15 protein-coding genes are annotated in these 16684 nt (G+C 61.6%); 1 reads left to right on the top strand and 14 read right to left on the bottom strand.

The genetic code is table 11. The features are described from left to right. Positions 1–19: 19 nt before the first annotated feature. The 11 genes from CIC07_RS13615 to CIC07_RS13665 form a co-directional block, all read right to left on the bottom strand. The gene (locus tag CIC07_RS13615; RefSeq protein WP_076355459.1) at positions 20–328 is read right to left on the bottom strand and encodes a rhodanese-like domain-containing protein; all 309 of its coding nucleotides are present in this window, start codon (positions 326–328) and stop codon (positions 20–22) included. Continuing rightward, entirely contained in the window at positions 318–710 is a 393-nt protein-coding gene (locus tag CIC07_RS13620; RefSeq protein ID WP_076355457.1) for a DnaJ family domain-containing protein, read from the bottom strand. Before CIC07_RS13620 ends, CIC07_RS13615 begins: the two co-directional genes overlap by 11 nt. Further along, positions 707–1021 carry a YbjQ family protein gene (locus CIC07_RS13625; protein WP_076355455.1) on the bottom strand — a complete coding sequence of 105 codons (315 nt, stop codon included), beginning with the start codon at positions 1019–1021 and terminating at the stop codon, positions 707–709. Before CIC07_RS13625 ends, CIC07_RS13620 begins: the two co-directional genes overlap by 4 nt. A 40-nt stretch (positions 1022–1061) precedes the next feature. Next, positions 1062–1505 (bottom strand): DUF3889 domain-containing protein, encoded by a 444-nt coding sequence (locus CIC07_RS13630; protein WP_076355453.1) that lies wholly within the window; start codon positions 1503–1505, stop codon positions 1062–1064. Between the two features lie 115 nt (positions 1506–1620). Then, positions 1621–4788, bottom strand: coding sequence for an efflux RND transporter permease subunit (locus tag CIC07_RS13635; protein ID WP_076355451.1), 3168 nt, complete (start codon positions 4786–4788; stop codon positions 1621–1623). Between the two features lie 61 nt (positions 4789–4849). Next, positions 4850–5542, bottom strand: coding sequence for a response regulator transcription factor (locus CIC07_RS13640; protein ID WP_076355449.1), 693 nt, complete (start codon positions 5540–5542; stop codon positions 4850–4852). Then, on the bottom strand, positions 5539–7002 hold the full coding sequence (locus CIC07_RS13645; RefSeq protein WP_076355447.1) for a sensor histidine kinase: 1464 nt from the start codon (positions 7000–7002) through the stop codon (positions 5539–5541). The genes CIC07_RS13640 and CIC07_RS13645 overlap by 4 nt, the downstream gene beginning before the upstream one ends. Positions 7003–7264: 262 nt before the next feature. Then, complete coding sequence (locus tag CIC07_RS13650; RefSeq protein ID WP_157741915.1) at positions 7265–8239, bottom strand: DUF4184 family protein; 975 nt, start codon at positions 8237–8239, stop codon at positions 7265–7267. A gap of 78 nt (positions 8240–8317) precedes the next feature. Then, a complete protein-coding gene (lepB, locus tag CIC07_RS13655) occupies positions 8318–8875 on the bottom strand; it encodes a signal peptidase I (protein ID WP_076355443.1) in 558 nt (185 codons plus the stop codon). Between the two features lie 251 nt (positions 8876–9126). After that, positions 9127–10341, bottom strand: coding sequence for an MFS transporter (locus CIC07_RS13660; RefSeq protein ID WP_240923479.1), 1215 nt, complete (start codon positions 10339–10341; stop codon positions 9127–9129). A 154-nt stretch (positions 10342–10495) separates the two neighbouring features. Further along, positions 10496–13339 (bottom strand): ATP-binding cassette domain-containing protein, encoded by a 2844-nt coding sequence (locus CIC07_RS13665; protein ID WP_076355441.1) that lies wholly within the window; start codon positions 13337–13339, stop codon positions 10496–10498. Positions 13340–13470: 131 nt separating this feature from the next. Between CIC07_RS13665 and CIC07_RS13670 the strand changes: the two genes are divergently transcribed. Next, on the top strand, positions 13471–14088 hold the full coding sequence (locus tag CIC07_RS13670; protein ID WP_234992903.1) for a biotin transporter BioY: 618 nt from the start codon (positions 13471–13473) through the stop codon (positions 14086–14088). A gap of 85 nt (positions 14089–14173) precedes the next feature. On the opposite strand, the gene CIC07_RS13675 is transcribed toward CIC07_RS13670, so the two are convergent. The 3 genes from CIC07_RS13675 to pduL form a co-directional block, all read right to left on the bottom strand. Next, complete coding sequence (locus CIC07_RS13675) at positions 14174–15337, bottom strand: iron-containing alcohol dehydrogenase (protein WP_076355439.1); 1164 nt, start codon at positions 15335–15337, stop codon at positions 14174–14176. 15 nt (positions 15338–15352) lie between these two features. Continuing rightward, positions 15353–15853, bottom strand: coding sequence for a YlbF/YmcA family competence regulator (locus tag CIC07_RS13680; RefSeq protein WP_076355434.1), 501 nt, complete (start codon positions 15851–15853; stop codon positions 15353–15355). Positions 15854–15988: 135 nt separating this feature from the next. Next, complete coding sequence (gene pduL / locus CIC07_RS13685; RefSeq protein WP_076355432.1) at positions 15989–16561, bottom strand: phosphate propanoyltransferase; 573 nt, start codon at positions 16559–16561, stop codon at positions 15989–15991. Positions 16562–16684: the final 123 nt, after the last annotated feature.

Raw genomic sequence — 16684 nt, forward strand, 5'->3', positions numbered from 1 at the left:
GGCCTTTTCCGATTGGCTCCTACTCGCCTTCGACGACGCTTCCGTTCCAGGCCAGCATCCCGCCTTGCACGTTGACGACATCGTAGCCGAGCGCCTGCAAATATTCGCATGCCCGGCCGCTGCGGCCGCCGCTGCGGCAAATCAGCAGCAGCGGTCCTTCGCCTTCAAGCTCGCCGAGGCTGTCCGTCAGACGGGAAAGCGCGACATGCCGCGCTTGCGGAATATGTCCCGCTTCCCATTCGTCATCCTCGCGCACATCGAACAGGCGCGGGGTTTCCCCCGTTTCCAGCAGATGCTGCAGTTCCTCCGTCGTGATCTCAGCGCTCATGCCGCTGTTCCCCTTCCAGTCTCGCCTGTATTTTGTCCTTGTAGTCGGCAAAGGCCTGCAGATGGTCCCATCCTCTCGACCCCGTCAGCGACTGCAGCCGCAGCCTCTTGGCGGACAGCTCCTTCTGCAGGCTCGTACGCTCCTCGCCGCTGCCACACATCGCCAGCAGGCTCCCGAGTGTCGCGATATCCTTGTTCAGCTGCACCTCTTCGGGCACGATGCCGGCATTTTTCAATACCCGATACGCAGCTCTGAGCTCTTCCGGAATATGGGAGAGGTCATCCAGTTCGAGTGGCTTGCCGAGCCCCTTGAGGCCGTCGAATTCGCCGTCCTTGATGGCCAGCTTGATCTTTTCGTCGGCCAGCCAGTGCAGGAAGCTCATGGGATCCTTACGGCAGTTCCGCTGCAGGTGACCATCAGCATGCCGTCGCGGACGACTTCATAATCGAGATCGACCCCGACGATGGCATTGGCGCCGAGCCTGGCCGCCTGCTGACGCATCTCCTCGATGGCGATGTCGCGGGCCTGCTTCAGCTTGCCCTCGTAAGCGCCGGAGCGCCCACCTACCACATCCGTGATGGATGCGAGAAAATCGCGGACGACGTTCGCTCCCATGATCGCTTCTCCATTCACGATTCCGGTATACTCCTGAATCGGCCTTCCTTCAATCGTCGGTGTCGTCGTAATCAGCATATCGGCATCCCCTTTTGTGATTTAGTTGCTGGCTGCGCGCTCATAAGCCGGTCTCTTCCCATTTTAACCCTGCGAGGCGATCGCCGGCAACCGTCACCGACACCCGGACGGCTGCAGGCAGGCCCGGACGAGGCTGCAGGACGAGCTTGAAGCGGTACTCCTCCAGCTCCCCTCCCAGCTCGAAACGGCCTTCATACCGATAGTCGGAGATGCCTGCGGCGTACTTCTCCTTGGTCCGCTCGACGGCCAGCCTGCCCCAGCGCGCATATGCCGGCGGCGAATGCGAAGGCGTCTGCCCGCCGGCGGTCACGGCCGCAGACGGCGGCAGGACAAAGGTCGGATTCTCCTCGGACGTCTCCTGGAAGCGGGCGCTTGCCGTACCCTCTCCCACCGCCAGCATCCAAGCCAGCGACAGGATCGGGAAAGCAAGGAGCAGCAGCCGGCCAATCCGCTTCTGCCTGCGTCGGTCTCTTTGGTTAATCATGCCTGCATTTCCTCCTTATGCGTCCGATGGATGCTCCCCCGTAGTGTCGCCGCCGACTGCACCCGATATCCAAAAAAAAGAATCCTGCCCTTGTGGGGGCAGGATCGGAAGAAGCTTATTCGGCTGCCGTCTCCAGCGAGCCGCTGCGCTGGCGCTTGGCGCGCCTGCGGTTCAGGAACTCGTAGACGACAGGGACGATGATCAGCGTCAGCAGCGTGGAGCTCGTCAAGCCGCCGATGACGGTGACGCCGAGTCCTTTGGAGATCAGCGCGCCGGATTCGAAGCCGAACGCCAGCGGGAGCAGAGCCCCGACCGTAGCGATAGCGGTCATCAGGATCGGACGCAGCCTCGTTCCGCCGGCTTCAAGCAGCGCGTCGCGGACGCTCATTCCTTCGCGCTCCATGTGGATGACGCGGTCAATCAGCACGATTGCGTTGGTGACGACGATGCCGATCAGCATGAGCATGCCGATGAGCGCGGTGACGCTGATCGTCTCCTTGGCGATGAGCAGGCCGACCAAGGCGCCGATGACGGTGAACGGCAGCGAGAACAGAATCGTCAGCGGCGTCAGCGCGCCGCCGAATGTAATGACGAGGACGAGGTAGACGACGGCGATCGCGACGGCGATCGCAAGTCCGAGCTGCTTGAAGGATTCTCCGATATCCTCGGTGACTCCGCCCATCTCGACGTCGACATTGGAAGGAAGCTTGAGCTCGTCGATGACCTTCTGCACGTCCTTGGAAGCTTTGCTGATGTCGGACGAGGTGACGTCGGCCGTCACGCTGGCGTAGATGCGGTCGCCCTTGCGGGTGACCGTATTCGGCGTGGTGCCTTCCTCGATCGTCGCGACGTCTCCGAGCTTGACGGTGCCTCCCAGCGGTGTCGGAATCAAGGCGTTTTCAAGAGCTGCCTTGTCCGCGTACGTTTTGACCTCGGTTTTGACATGCACGTTCAGCTTCTCGCCATCCTTCTCGATTGTCGTCAAGACAGGCTGCTCGCGCACCGGACTGAGCGCCATCGCCAGCTGGCCGGCGGACAGGCCGTGCTGGCTCAGCTTCTTGGTATCGGCGGCGATGCGGTACTGCTCATACGTTTTCGAAAGGCTCGTATCCACGTTCGACAGGTTGGAGACCGACTTCAGCTTGTCGCTGATCTCGTTCACGACCGGCTCCAGCTCCTTCATGTCCGGTCCGTAGGCCGTGACAGTCAGACTGCTGCCGCCGAGGCCTCCGCCTCCGAAGTCCTGCTGCTTCCACTCGCCTTTGCTCGTGTTTTTCTGCAGCAGCTCGACGACGGCTTTCTTCTCGTCCTCAAAATGCTTGAAGTCGCTGTTGTAGCGGATATTGAACAGCGCCTGCTTGGAAGCGCCCGGGCTGAACGGGTTGCTGCCGCCGATGGAATACTGGACGATCTCGACGCCTTCGCGGCCCATGATCTCCTTCTCCGCATTCGTCGCATAGCCTTCCACGTCCTCGGCCGTCTCTCCCGGAGCCGGATTGTAGGTGATGATCATGGAGTTGTCTCCGCCGCTCGAGATGAAGCTGACTCCGATAAGCGGCGTCAGGAACAGGCTGCCTACGAGAAGCAGGACGGCAGCGCCGAACGACAGTCCTTTATGGTCGAGGCACCAGCGCAGGACACGCTTGTATCCGTTGGCCAGACGGCTCGGCTTGTCCTCATGTTTCGTGCCCTTGAGTCCATTGCGGAACATCATATGGGCCAGCATCGGAACGACCGTCACCGCGACGACCAGGGAAGCGAGCAGCGAGAACACCATCGTAAGGGCGAACGGCAGGAAAATCTCGCCGATCATGCCCGATACGAATCCCAGCGGAAGGAAAACGGCGATCGTTACGATCGTGGAGGCCGCGATCGGGACGAACATTTCCCGGGTCGCGGAGATGATCAGCTCCCGGCCGGTCAGCTTCTCGCTGGACATCGCCATCCGCCGATATATGTTTTCGATGACGACGATGGAATCGTCCACGACCCGCCCGATCGCCACCGTCATGGCGCCGAGAGTCATGATGTTCAGCGTGATGTCGAACTCCTGCAGCACGAGCACGGCGATCAGCAGCGACAGCGGAATCGAGACGACCGAGATGATCGTCGAACGGATGTCGCGCAGGAAGAGCAGGATGATGAGGATCGCGAATGCCGCTCCGAGAATGGCTTTCGTGAGCATCGTCTCCACCGAGTCCTTGATCGGCTTGCCCTGGTCGAGCGTTACCGTGGACGTGAGTCCGTCATATTTGGCCGTCAGCTCATCCATCTTGGATTTGACGGCTTCCGTGACGTCGACCGTATTGGCGTCGGCCGCTTTGACGACCGACACGCCGATGCTGTCCTTGCCGTTCGTCCGGGAAATGGAGTCGGCCTTGCCCGTAACGGTGACGTCGGCCACCTGGCTCAGCTTGACGGTCGGCAGCGTGATGCCGCCGGCCGCAGCCGCTCCGCCTTGGTCCGGTGCGGCTTGGCCGGCGCCGCCGGCTGCGGCGCCAGCTCCTGCTCCGCCCCCTGCTCCGGCCCCTGCTGCCGAAGGAATCAGCGGAATTTCGATGTTCAGGAGATCGTCCGCCGTCATGATCTGGCCGTCGACGACGATCGATTTCTCCGAGCTGCCGAAGGTGAAGATGCCGAGCGGAACGTTCACGGCAGCCGCTTTGACCGCATTCTGGACCGATTCCGGCGTCAGGCCGTACTTGGCCAGCTCATCCGCCTTATAGCTGAGCTCCGCGTCTTCGACATGCTGGCCGGAGATTTGGATCGAAGCAACGCCTTCCAGGCCTTTGAGCTCCGGAACGATATCGTCCTCGACCGTTTTGGTCAGCGCGGCCAGATTTTCCTTGCTGCTCGAGATGCTGAGGGATGCCACCGGGAATGCATTGAGGCTCAGCCTCGATACGGATGGATCCTGGACGCCGTCCTTGAGCTTCAGGCTGCCCAGAGCCTCGCGCACTTCCTGCTGCGCCTTCTCCATGTCTTTGCCGAAGCCGTATTCGATGACGATGGAAGAAGCGTTCTCGTAGGAAGTGGAGCTGACCTCCTTCACTCCATCGAGATTGCGGGTCGCCTGCTCGACCGGTTTCGTGACGGATTCAAGCACTTCCTCCGGAGAGGCGCCCGGATAGACCGTCGTGACGCTGACGATCGGCACCGTAATGTCGGGCAGCGTCTCCATCTTCATGTTGGTTCCGGCGTAGACCCCGCCGAACACCACGATCAGCGTCATCAGCCACAACGCGAATTTGTTGTTGATCGAAAATCGGATTATGCTCTTCAACCTGGCTTCACTCCTCTATTCGTATGATTTCTCTCTATGCGGTACAGCGGCGCCAGCCGCGTTACGCCCTCAGCCTGTAGCCGATGCCCCACACCGTCTCGATGAATTTGGGCTCGGAGGGGACTTCCTCGATCTTCTCCCGCAGCCTGCGGACATGCACCGTCAAGGTGGCGATGTCCCCGATGGAGTCCAGGCCCCATACTCTCTCGAACAGCTCCTCCTTGCCGAATACGCGGCCCGGATGGGAGGCAAGCAGCAGGAGAAGCTCGTATTCCTTGTTCGTCAGAGCGGCCTCGTCCCCATTGACGAACACCTGGCGGGCGGACTTGTCGATGAGCAGCCCGCGGATGCGCAGCCTCTCGCCTTCGGCGGGCGCCGCCTTGCCGGTCAGCCGGTCGTAGCGGGACAGATGGGCTTGCACCCTTGCCACCATTTCGCCGGGGCTGAACGGTTTGGTCATATAATCGTCCGCTCCGAGCCCGAGGCCGCGGATTTTATCAATATCCTCTTTTTTGGCGGAAATCATGAGGATAGGGACATCCTTTTCCTTGCGCAGCCTGCGGCAAATCTCGAATCCGTCCGCAAAGGGCAGCATCAGGTCCAAGATGACGAGATCGTAGGGATGCTGGAGCGCGCGTGCGAGACCGGTGTCTCCCCGCTGCTCGATATCCGCCTCGAATCCGTGGCTCTCCAGATAATCGCGCTGCAATTCCGCAATGGAGCTTTCGTCTTCGATGATCAACACGCGTTTCATGGTTGTTTCGCCTCCTTGGGACCGGCGGACTCCAGAGGCAGCCTCATCATGAACGCCGCCCCTCCCTCCGCCCTGTTGCGCGCCGTGACGGCGCCTCCATGCCCTTCCGCGATCTGCCTGACGATAGCGAGCCCGAGGCCGCTGCCGCCGGTTTCGGGATTGCGGGACATCTCCGCGCGGTAGAAGCGGTCGAACACGAAGGGCAGCGCCTCCTCGTCGATCCCCGGCCCGGTGTCCTCGATGATGATATCGGCAGCCTCGGCTGCCGCTTCGAGCCTCAAGACGACCTTCCGCTCATCCGAGCTGGCGAGCGACATGTACTTGGCGCTGTTGTCCAGCATGTTGTCCAGCGCTCTGCCGAGCTTCTCGGGATCGGCCATCGCATGCATCGGACTGTGCTCGCCGCCGATATGCGCCGAGAGCAGAATGCCCGATTTCTCGAGCTCGAAGCTTTTTTCCTCCAGGTAGTGCCGCAGAAAAGCCTTGAAATCGATTCGCCGGAACAGAAATTCCTCCTTGTGCAGATCCAGCTTGGAATACAGGAACAGCTCGTCGATCAGCCTGTCCATATCCTTCGCCTTGCGGAATACGGTCCGGAGATATCTCTCCTGCTTCTCCGGCGTGTCGGCGACTCCGTCCAGCAGGCCCTCCACATACCCTCTGACTGCCGTAATCGGTGTCTTGAGATCATGGGAGATGTGGGACAGCAGCATCTTGCGGTTCTCCTCGTACTGCTGCATCTGCTCGATCGTCAGCTTCAGGCGGCTGCGCATCTCCTCGAAAGCCGTTCCCACCTGGCCGATCTCGTTGTTGCCTGCCGGAAGCGGAACCGGCTCCAGATTTCCCTCCTTGAGGGAGAGAGCCGCATTTTTGAGGCGCGAGAGAGGACGGGTGATGGAACGGGAGACGACCAGCGCCATGAGGGCGCTCATCAGGCCGACGGCCAGCAGCAGCAGCATCGTGATCAGCGGCCGCCAATATACCGGTATGGCCTCGCTCAGCCTGAACATCGCCGCCTTGCCCGGAGTTCCGTCCGGATAAGTGAAGGCGGCATGGAACACCTCGTAGCTGTACGAGCCGATCGTCAAAGGATCGCGTTTATCCCCGTTCTGAAGGAGAAGCTTCTCCGGCTGGCCGCTGTCCAAGGCGAGCGACGAGGAGTACGCGACCGCTCCGTCCTTCTGCAGGACGAAGCCGCTGCGGACCTCGTTCATCCGGCCGTCGATCTGCTTGAGATAGGCATCGTCCGTCAGCTTGCCGGAATCATGGTGAAGCACGTACCACAGCTCGCCGAACTGGACGGCTTGCCCGTACTCCTTGTCCCTGTTTTTTTCAAAGAAATCGCGCAAATCCTGATAACCCATCATATAAAGCATGAACGACATGACCGCAGTCATCAGCACGAGAGGAACGGCCGCCATGGCAATGTAGGACAGCATCAGCTTGAAACGGATCGACATGGCGATCCTCCTTCCCGGGCGCCGGCTGCGGCAGCTTCAATGTTCATTCTAAAGGATAGATCTAAACCATTAGGGTACCATTTCTTACAAAATTATAAACTATCGCTTGCATCCATCCCATTAGGAAGCTTTCCGGACCGAATTTCCCGGGGACTTTGAAAGAAAACGCTGCATCGCCGAGAACTTTCTCCAGACGGGCAGAAGAAACGGGGAATGGAACCGCAAAAAGCCGGGAGCAGCTCCCGGCGATTGTATTCATGGACTATCGGGACATGCGGATGCCGCCTCTGTGTTCGGCGAGGACCGTGCCGCCCGCTCCGATCCGTGACAGCAGCCATACCCCCAGGGATAACAGCCATATGTACAGCAGCCACGCGGCTGTGCCCTGCCCCTGGATGTCCGGGTTCAAATCCGCGGCCATCCGGCAGCCCTTGAAGGCGGCAATCACGACAGCCAGCAGAAGCAGTCCCGTCATGGCGGCAGGCAGGCGCTTCCTTTCCGCTCCGGCGGACAGCACTCCCGCGACGAACAAGCCGAAGAGCGCCGAGGAGCAGCCGGCTACGAGCCACAGGACGATATTGTCCGCCCTCGGCTCGAAGAGGATCTTGCCTGCCATCAGCAGGAATCCGGCGGCTGCTGCGGCCGCTGCCCCCCATTTCGGAGCCGGCTTGCTTCTGTTGCGGCCGCGCCCTTCCTTCCTGTACCAGGTGATGTAATTCCAGAGCAGCCAAACGCCGGGCAGCAGCAGGCCGAGCAAGGAAAGCCCGTATTGCAGCCATTTATACAAGGGAAGCCCCGCTTCGATTCGGTACAGCGAGTGCTGCCTCGCAACCAGCCATCCGCTCGTATGCGTCATCCCGTCGACGAAGAGATGCGACATGAAGCCGATGAACAGGGACAGAAGAAAGAGTGCCCAGCCCGCGGCGTTTCCCGGCGTGCCGCTACGGCGTCCAAGCAGCGTCTCGGCATATCGGTCGACGCCGCCCAGGGCTGGCAGAAGCTTCGGCAGGACAGGCTTCAGGATGTTCTCCCAAGCCGATAGGAAAGCAAGGCTCAGCGGTATGCCCATCCATATGAATCCGGCCAGCGAATGTCCGATGCTCCGATAGGAGTTCATGGCGATGAAATACTCCATGTCCGGAATCATGCTGCCGAGAACGAGCCCGCTCAAGCTCAAGGCGGGCGCAAGCCGTCGCAGCGGCGCGGCGTAGAGCGGATGGGAAAAAGTGAACGGCATGAGCGCCTCCCTTCGGTGGTAGCGAATGAACAGGATTTTCATTGCTCCTCTTTTCTTTTGACCACCCGGCTACGGGCTTCAGTCCAAAGGTCCAGCCTTGCCGAGCGGCCACAGCCGGAATACGATCTTGCCCTCCAGGCTGCTCCTGCGGATCGGCCCCAGCTCCCTGCTGTCCTCGCTATGCTCGCGATTGTCTCCCATGACAAATACCGTCCCTTCCGGCACCGTGTACGGAAGCCTCAATCCTTCCGGGAAAGTCGCCCCCTTGGCGTAAGGCTCCGTCAGCTCGGCCTCGTTGAGATACACGGATCCATCCCGGAAATCCAGACGGTCGCCGGGCAGCCCGATCACCCTTTTCACGAGCCTGAGCGGGCTTTCCGGTCCGTAGATGATGACGATATCCCCTCGCCGGGGATTCCCGAACACATAGGCCAGCTTGTTCTCGACCAGCCTCTCGCCTTCCGTAAGAGTCGTCTGCATGCTGATGTTGCGCACTTCCGTCTGCGCGAAAGCGAACTGCTGGAGCAGCAGCGAGGCCATGGCCGCGGCCAGGAGCGTCAGGAGCATCTCGGCCATGCGCCGGCGCTTGCCGGCCGGCTGCGGATCGCTCTGAGGGACGGACGGAACGTCAGGCATATCGGTTCTCCTTCCGGGCTTGCCGTCAGGCCCATAGGCTGGCGGCAAGCGATAGGATCTGATTCATTGACGATGGGGAGGCTCCGAAAGTTTCTGGTCGGTCGGACGGCCTTCCGGATCCATAAGGCATGGATCGAGGAGAAGATGGCCGTGGGAGGTAATCCCTTTTGGGGGCCACGATAAAAAAAGCCGCGCCAGCGCGCGGCGGAACAACCCGGATAAGGTCAAGCGCCCTTGAAGCCGTCCGCAACTCATCCGCGCAGGCTGGCGGAGAGCGGCAAATCCGGACCGGCCTTGTTGCGGCTGCCGGCAAAGAAGAGCAGCGTACCGACCCATCCGCATGCGGATGCGATCAGCAGCATGAGCGTGAGCTGGCCCGAGAAAGCCGTGCCGAGCAGCGGGCCGATCGACCCCCGGATGCCGAACAGCATGAGATGGAGGCCGAATACGGTTCCTTCGCGGCCGGGAGCCAAGCGGAAGACGAACGCGAGTATGCCGATATCCCATATCGCTTCCCCGATTCCTTGCACGGCGTTGCCGAAGATGACCGCCTCGTATGTGCCCCATAAGCCGTAAAGCATCGGGACGACCGCATAAGCGCATATGCCGCATAACAGCGTGTGGCGGATATCGAATCGGTCCAGCACCCTGCCGGCGATCAAGTACGTGAGCAGCAGCGCTGCAAAATAGGCGACCCGCGCATAGCCCGCCTCGGTACTCGTCAGATTCAGCACCTGCACCTGCACGATCTGGTACAGCGGATTGGCCAGCATGTTGCCGAAGCCGGCAAAAGTCGTCGCGACGAGGAAGACGGCCAGCGGACGGTTCGAGCGCACGAGCTGCCACTGGGACCGGAAGCTGAAGCGGGCCGTCGGCGCCGCCCGCAGCGGCTGCTTGCGCAGCTTCATCGTCTTGAAAAGCAGGATGGACGATACGCCCATCACGGAGGCGGCCATCAGTGGGCCGGATGGCCCCGACGCATCCGCCCAGATGCCGACGAGATAGGCCAGCGGAATGGTGACCGCCCCTGCGGCCATCCGGACGTATCCCATCAGACGCCCTCTCAGCTCGGGTGGATAGACCCGCGAGATGAGGGAGGCGTAGGCCGGCGCCTGGATGCCCATGAGGAGCTGGAAGAAGACAGCTGCCGCGACGTATACGCCCGGCTCCGGGAACAAGGCAGGAAGAAACAGCAGCAGCCTGCCGATCAGGTTCGGCAGCACGACGAAAGGCATCGGCCGGCCGCTTCTCTCGACGAGGGAAGCCCATAACGGCGAGAACACAAGGCCGATTGCCGGAGCGGCTGCCAGCAGGCCCGCTTGAAAATCGGATGCTCCCTGCTTGAGGGCGAACAGCAGGTAGAACTGGTTCATGACGACATTGAACAGGCTGAACAGGCAGGCTGCGGTAAGGTCGATCCGGGCGTTCAGCCAGACGCGCGGACTCATGACCATGCCGAACTTCAATAGGCGGGCTCTTGTACTTCGCCCTCTTTCCTCCACGATGCACACCTTCGCTTCTCTCTCGGATGCCGGACGGAGGCCGTGATGAGCCTCTGCCATTATGCTCCATTATCCGCGATCTCCGGTCGGGTGTACACCCCTATTAGAGGCGTTTTTCCTACATCGCGGCGATGAGGCGGAGTCCCCCCCACAGGACGGCGCCGACCGCCAGCGCCAGCGCGTCCCGCATCGACAGCCGCAGCTTGAAGGCGGATTTTTTGACGCCGTCTCCCGCCCCGAACCCTTTCGCTTCAAGCGCATCCGCAGCCCTGTCCCCAAGCCTGAGGACCGACAGCATGTACGGCACGGCTGCCCGGTACAGCATGGTCGGAGGCACTCGGCCGGGACGGCTCGCGAACTTTCCTCTGGCGGCCCCGATCATCGCATAGCGCTGCCACTCCTCGGCCAGCAGCGGAATGAAACGGAACAGCAGGCTGATCGGAAGGGTAATCCGGGCTACAGGCAAGCCGGCCTTGGCCAGCGGAGCCAGCAGCTGGTCGGCTGCCTTCTGCAGCCGGAACGGCGGCAGCAGGGCAAGCAGCGGCAAGCCGAGCAGCATGACCAGCATGAGCCTCAGCATCCTCAGCAGCATGTCCGCTGCAGGCTCCCATTGGAATTGAAGCGGTGCGAGGCCGATGCCCGCGACGGCTGTCAGCGTCAGCACGAACATGCCGTAACCTTTCACGGCTCCCGCGTAGATTCGGAGCGAGGAACGCAGCGGAATAAGGATGGCCAGCGCCAATGCCAGGGACACCCCGATACCAAGCCAGCCATTCTGGGAAAGGACGCCTGCGGCGACCATGAGATAGGCGGCGATCAGAGCGCGCGGATCGAGCCCTTTCCCTATGCCTGTACCTTTCCTCTCCGGATCCCTTTCTCGAGGCACGGTATGCGCCTCCTTTTTGCATGCCTCTTCCCGTGTCTCGGCTCGGGCCTCTTTCCCGGACAGTTCCCGAGTCTCCGCTCTGGCCTCTTCCCGATCGTCGCTATGCCTCGCTGCCCGATCTCCGGCTTGATCTTCCCGGATGCCCGCTGGAGGTGTTCCTTGCCTGTTCTCTGTCTTCCCCTCGGAAGCTGTCGCCGGAGCGGCTGCCGGATTCCGGAACGCAAGCCGGTTCGCCAGCTCCGACGGGCTGAGCCACGGGACGGAGTCGGCTTCCAGCAGTCCGAAGCAGGCGGCTGCCTGCAAAGCCTGCGGTGCTCCGTCCTCCAGGGCGATCGACCGGGCATAGTGTGATGCCGCCAAGACCTCGCGGACAACGCCGCCCTCCATGACGGCGACCTCGTCCGCAATCGGCAGCAGCGCGTCGAGGCTGTGGGCGGCAACGACGGCGCCGCCCCCTGCGGCGCGGTGCGCCTTGAGGATGGAGCATAGCCGCTCCGTGCCTTCGGCATCAAGCCCGGCCGAGGGCTCGTCCAGCAGCAGCCATTCCGGCCTCCCCGCAACAATGCAGGCAAGCGCCAGCCTCCGCTGCTGCCCGCCGCTGAGAGTCCAAGGATCCCTGTCCAGCAGCTCCGCGTCCAGGCCGGCCGCCTCCATCGCTTCCCTGATCCTGCGGCTCCTCTCCTCCCCCGCAAGCCTGTAGGGCTTTGCGGAATAATGAAGCTCCTCCCTCACGCTTTTGGCGAACCACTGCGTCTCGGCCTGCTGCAGGGCGATCCCCAGCGACAGCAGGACGTCGCGGTTCGGACGCCGGCCGCTCCAGAGCGGCTCTTCTCCGAGCCGAATGTCCCCTGACGCCAGCGGCCTGACGCCCCCGGAAGCTTCCAGCAGCGTCGATTTTCCCGATCCGTTGCTTCCGACCAGCAGCGTCAGCCTGCCTCCGCGAAAGCATGCCGAGAAGCTGCGGCTTCCGTCCGCTCCGGGAATTCTCGGAACGGCTTCGGTGAGAATCAAGTCCCGGGGAACGGACCGCGGCTTCAGCATGGCCGGCGAGGGAGAGCTTTCCCGGAAGACGGCAGAGGGGGCGTTACGGGACCTATGTGAAGCCGTTGATGTTCCATGCCCGCTCCATGTTTCCGCGAGCTCTCCTGCGTTCAGCGGCATGGCGTCCATGCCGAAGCCGAGCGCGTTCAATTCCATTGCCGTCCGCGCGGCGAAAGGGGCTTCCAGACCCGCAAGACGGCAAGGCGATTCCCCGGAAGCCAGCGGGCTGAAAAAGCGTTCCGAGCTTCCTTCCCATACCATTCGTCCGTTTTTGAGCGCAAAAACCCGGTCGCCGGCTTCGAGCTCGTCCATGTTCTGCGTCACCCATACGACCGCGATGCCCCGTCTCTGCATGGCGCGGGCATGCTTCATCAGCAAGCGGGCCGAATCGTTGTCCAGCATCGACGCCGCTTCGTCGAACAGCATGGCCGGGGAGCCGGCCGCAAGCGCTCCGGCCGCCGCGAGCAGCTGCTTCTGCCCTCCCGAGAGGGAGGACACGGGAGCGTGCATCAAGGCGGACATGCCAAGCTCGGCCAGCGCCTCCTCCGCCCTCGGAATGATGTCCGCTCCGTTCATTCCCGCATATTCCAAAGCCATGACGAGGTCTTCCCAAGGCGTGGATCCCGTTATGGCGGCCTCAGGCTGCTGGAGAACGACGGGAAGCGGCCTGGCATCAAAAGGCGAAGGCAGCATGCGGGTGATGCTCTGCTCCGTCTGCGGGCTGCTGCCGAGGCCGGCCAGGCTGCGCAGCAAGGTCGATTTCCCGCTTCCGTTCGCCCCTACGATATGGACCCATTCCCCTTGCCTGATCTGAATCCTGATATCTTGAAGGAGCGGTTCCGACTGCACGGGAGCCTCGGGATAAACGACCAGGCCGGCGACAGACAGGAGCGTTCTCCCTTCCGAGCCCTGGAACGTCCTCCTCCTTCGATCTCCTTCACCCGGCGGCCCTGCCGTTTCCTCTCGATGAACCCGCTCCGGGTCCCATTTGCCGGCCTCTGCCGGACCGGCCTTTTCTTCGGTTGCCTTGCTCATCGTTTCCCGCCTTCCCAAATTTCCCTTCCCAACGAAGGCAAGCTGTGCTAAAATCCGTTTTGTTAACCAAACTCAATTCGTTCTTGGTTAACATTATAACTTGATTCCACAGATTTGAGGAGTGAAATTTTATGCTGTCGTCTTCCCAATCGCTGCGCAGGGCCGTCTTCATCGCCTTGTTCGGAGCCCTGTTCGTCGTGTTCAATGCCATCACCATCAGCACCGGGGTGTCCTCGCTCGTTCCGTTCACCCTGCAGACGATGGCCGTCGCCCTCGTCGGCGCGTTCATCGGAGGCAAGGACGGCTTCCTGAGCATCCTGCTCGTCAACCTGCTCGCCCTGGCCGGCTTGCCCCTCTATCGGGGACATGGAGGACTCGCGCATATGACCGGACCTACCGGCGGCTTCATCTGGTTCTTTCCGATCTCGGCGCTTATTATCGGCCTGCTCGTGACGGCCATTCTTCGCAGCAAGGCGGGACGACATCCAGCCGCAGCGTTCGCGCTCATTCTCGTCGTCATGGAAACGTTCGGCTCGCTGTTCGTCTATGTAGGCGGCATCCCATGGATGATGCAGGTTACGGGCTTGCCGTTCGACAAAGCGATGGCGGTCGGCTGCTATCCTTTCCTGCTGCCCGATCTGCTTAAAAATGTCGCCGCGGCCGCCATCACCGTCGCGCTGCGCTCCTATTTGCCCGTCATGCGGCTGAAGTCCCGCTCCCGAGCCTTTTCAGCTGGCAAGGCGGCCTGACGGCCGGCACATCGAGCCGCGCCCGTCCGGACCTGAACAACAGCAAAGAGCCGCGCATCCAGCGCGGCTCTTTGCTTTGTCTGCCCTAAAGGGACAACCGGTAAATATTCAGCACATCCTGCTCGTCCAGCTTGCGGAAGTTGCCGATCTGGCGGCCTGGCGCCGCCTTGGCCGCCATCTCCTCCAGACGCTCTTCGCCGATTCCGTAGTCGGCCAGCCTGGACGGGGCTCCGAGGGAAGTCCAGAACCCGCGCAGCCTGCGGATGCCTTCCTCCGCGATCTCCCTGTCGCTCTTGCCATCCGGCTCGACGCCGAACACTTGAACGGCGAACTGGCGGAATCTGCCGACGTTGTCGTCCAGCACATAGGTCATCCAGTTCGGGAACAAAATCGCCAGCCCGCCGCCATGCGGAATGTCGTAAACCGCAGACAGGGCATGCTCCATGTCATGGTTCGCCCAGTCTCCGAGCGTTCCCATGCCGAGCACGCCGTTCAGAGCCATGGTGCCGCTGTACAGGATCGTAGCCCGATGCTCCAGGTTCCCGAGATCTCCGACCAGCTTGGGAGCCGTTCCCACGACGGCGCGCAGCACCGATTCGCAGAAGCCGTCCTGAACGGGCGTGAGCGGATCGTGATGGAAATACTGCTCGAATACATGGGACATCATGTCCACGATGCCGTATACGGTGTGGTCCTTGGGAGCGGTCGCCGTGTAGGCCGGATCCAGCACAGAGAAGCGGGGGAACACATGCGGGCTGCCCCAGCCATGCTTCTCCTCGGTCTCCTCGTTGGTGATGACGGAGCCGCTGTTCATTTCCGAGCCGGTGGCGGCAAGCGTCAGAACCGTGCCGAGCGGCAGCGCGTCCTGCACCTGAGCCTTGCGGCTGACGATATCCCAGAAGCTGCCGTCGTATTTGGCTGCGGCCGCAATGGCCTTGCCGCAATCCAGCGTGCTGCCTCCGCCGGCCGCAAGCACCCAGTCGATGCCGTTCGTCCGGCACAACTCGGCGCCGCGGTGGACGGTCGACAGCCTCGGGTTCGGCTCGACGCCGGCGAGCTCGGTGATCTTGCAGCCGGCTTCGCCGAGCACGGTCATGATCTCGTCGTACAAGCCGCTTTTCTTGATGCTGCCTCCCCCGTACACGAGAAGCACGTTGGAGCCCAGTTGGGCCGCTTCCTTGGACAGCTGCTGGAGCTGTCCTTCCCCGAAGTACAGTCTGGTGGGGTTATGATAGACAAAATTCCTCATCGGATCGTCTCCTTTCTACTCGTCGCAGCTTTCGGGATCCTCGGGCTTCGCGCCGTCGAGGGCGATCTTGTCGGCAACCGTATCCTGGATGATCGACACGACCATCTGAAGCAGGTAATTGATATCGGCCTGGCTTTGCTGGAATTCGCCGACAATCGGGATTCCGTCCAGCTCGTCCTGCAGCTGATCCATTTCGGTTTCGATCTTCTGCACCATCGACGCGTTTTTGAACGTCTGCTCGAACGCGACGAGCTCCTTCTGCTTCTTCTTGAGGCCGGCCATCAGGGTCTGGACGCGGTCGTTGCCCTGGATCTGCTTCTCCGCGCGGCGGAACACCTGGACTTCCTCCGAGGAATAAATCAATCCCGCCAGCTCGCGGGCTTTGGTCATGATATCGTCCCGTACGAGCAAATCCCGGGTATTGTACACTTCAACCGGGCAATTCGGCCCGTGATCGTGAATGCTGGAATGCTTGAGTCCCGCCATCGAAGGCGAGGTGCTGCTCTGCTCTGCCATTGCCAATCGCTCCTGTCTCATCCGCCTTGCGGCCAGAGAATTATGGTCCCCCGTGCAGGTTATTCCAAGGTTTCATTATACCAAAGTCGGAAACAAAAAACGACTGCCCTCACGGGCAGCCGCAGCTTCTTCCTTCTAGCCGATGATTTCGGCGGTGTCGCCTGTCTTGGCGCCGCTTGCGTTCGCTTCATCGGTATCGATATGCATGTCCAGCGCGAAGCTCGGAGATACACGGGCGATCACGTTTTCGAACACGAGTCCGCGCTCTCCTCCTACCCGCACCTTCAGCTGCTGCTGGTCCTGGATGCCCCATTTCTCGGCGTCGTCGGTATGGAAGTGGATGTGGCGCGCCGCCACGATGACGCCTTCCTCGATCGTCACTTCCCCGGCGGGACCGGTGATCGTAACGCCGGCGGAGCCGCCGATGTTGCCGGACTCGCGCACGGGAGCCTTGATTCCCGTCGCGAAAGCATCCGTGCGGGAAATTTCCAGCTGGGTCGCCTTGCGGGCAGGCCCTAGAATGCGGACTTTGGGGAAGGAGCCTTTGGGACCGGTGACCGCAACCGTTTCATTCGCGGCAAACTGGCCGGGCTGCGACAGGGGCTTGAATTCGGTGAGCTGGTAGCCTTTTCCGAACAGCGCCTCGACATGCTCTTGAGACAAGTGGATATGGCGCGCGGAGACGCCTACAGGTACGGTTTTGTTCATGGATCTCATCCTTTCCGGTGACTCTCTCTATACAGGCCGTCGCCTCTCTAGGGGCAGGCTCCAAGCGAAAAAGCATACGGCTCATGGAGGAGCGTATGCCTGAATTCGCTCCTATCATTATAC

The organism is Paenibacillus sp. RUD330 (assembly GCF_002243345.2).
In the GTDB taxonomy this organism is placed as follows: Bacteria; Bacillota; Bacilli; order Paenibacillales; family Paenibacillaceae; genus Paenibacillus_O.

Bases quoted from the DNA above. Each gene is read 5' to 3' on its own strand.
- CIC07_RS13625 (WP_076355455.1), bottom strand. From the start codon at position 1,021: ATGCTGATTACGACGACACCGACGATTGAAGGAAGGCCGATTCAGGAG.
- CIC07_RS13630 (WP_076355453.1), bottom strand. From the start codon at position 1,505: ATGATTAACCAAAGAGACCGACGCAGGCAGAAGCGGATTGGCCGGCTG.
- CIC07_RS13640 (WP_076355449.1), bottom strand. From the start codon at position 5,542: ATGAAACGCGTGTTGATCATCGAAGACGAAAGCTCCATTGCGGAATTG.
- CIC07_RS13620 (WP_076355457.1), bottom strand. From the start codon at position 710: ATGAGCTTCCTGCACTGGCTGGCCGACGAAAAGATCAAGCTGGCCATC.
- CIC07_RS13670 (WP_234992903.1), top strand. From the start codon at position 13,471: ATGCTGTCGTCTTCCCAATCGCTGCGCAGGGCCGTCTTCATCGCCTTG.
- lepB (WP_076355443.1), bottom strand. From the start codon at position 8,875: ATGCCTGACGTTCCGTCCGTCCCTCAGAGCGATCCGCAGCCGGCCGGC.
- CIC07_RS13675 (WP_076355439.1), bottom strand. From the start codon at position 15,337: ATGAGGAATTTTGTCTATCATAACCCCACCAGACTGTACTTCGGGGAA.
- pduL (WP_076355432.1), bottom strand. From the start codon at position 16,561: ATGAACAAAACCGTACCTGTAGGCGTCTCCGCGCGCCATATCCACTTG.
- CIC07_RS13645 (WP_076355447.1), bottom strand. From the start codon at position 7,002: ATGTCGATCCGTTTCAAGCTGATGCTGTCCTACATTGCCATGGCGGCC.
- CIC07_RS13650 (WP_157741915.1), bottom strand. From the start codon at position 8,239: ATGCCGTTCACTTTTTCCCATCCGCTCTACGCCGCGCCGCTGCGACGG.
- CIC07_RS13615 (WP_076355459.1), bottom strand. From the start codon at position 328: ATGAGCGCTGAGATCACGACGGAGGAACTGCAGCATCTGCTGGAAACG.
- CIC07_RS13680 (WP_076355434.1), bottom strand. From the start codon at position 15,853: ATGGCAGAGCAGAGCAGCACCTCGCCTTCGATGGCGGGACTCAAGCAT.
- CIC07_RS13665 (WP_076355441.1), bottom strand. From the start codon at position 13,339: ATGAGCAAGGCAACCGAAGAAAAGGCCGGTCCGGCAGAGGCCGGCAAA.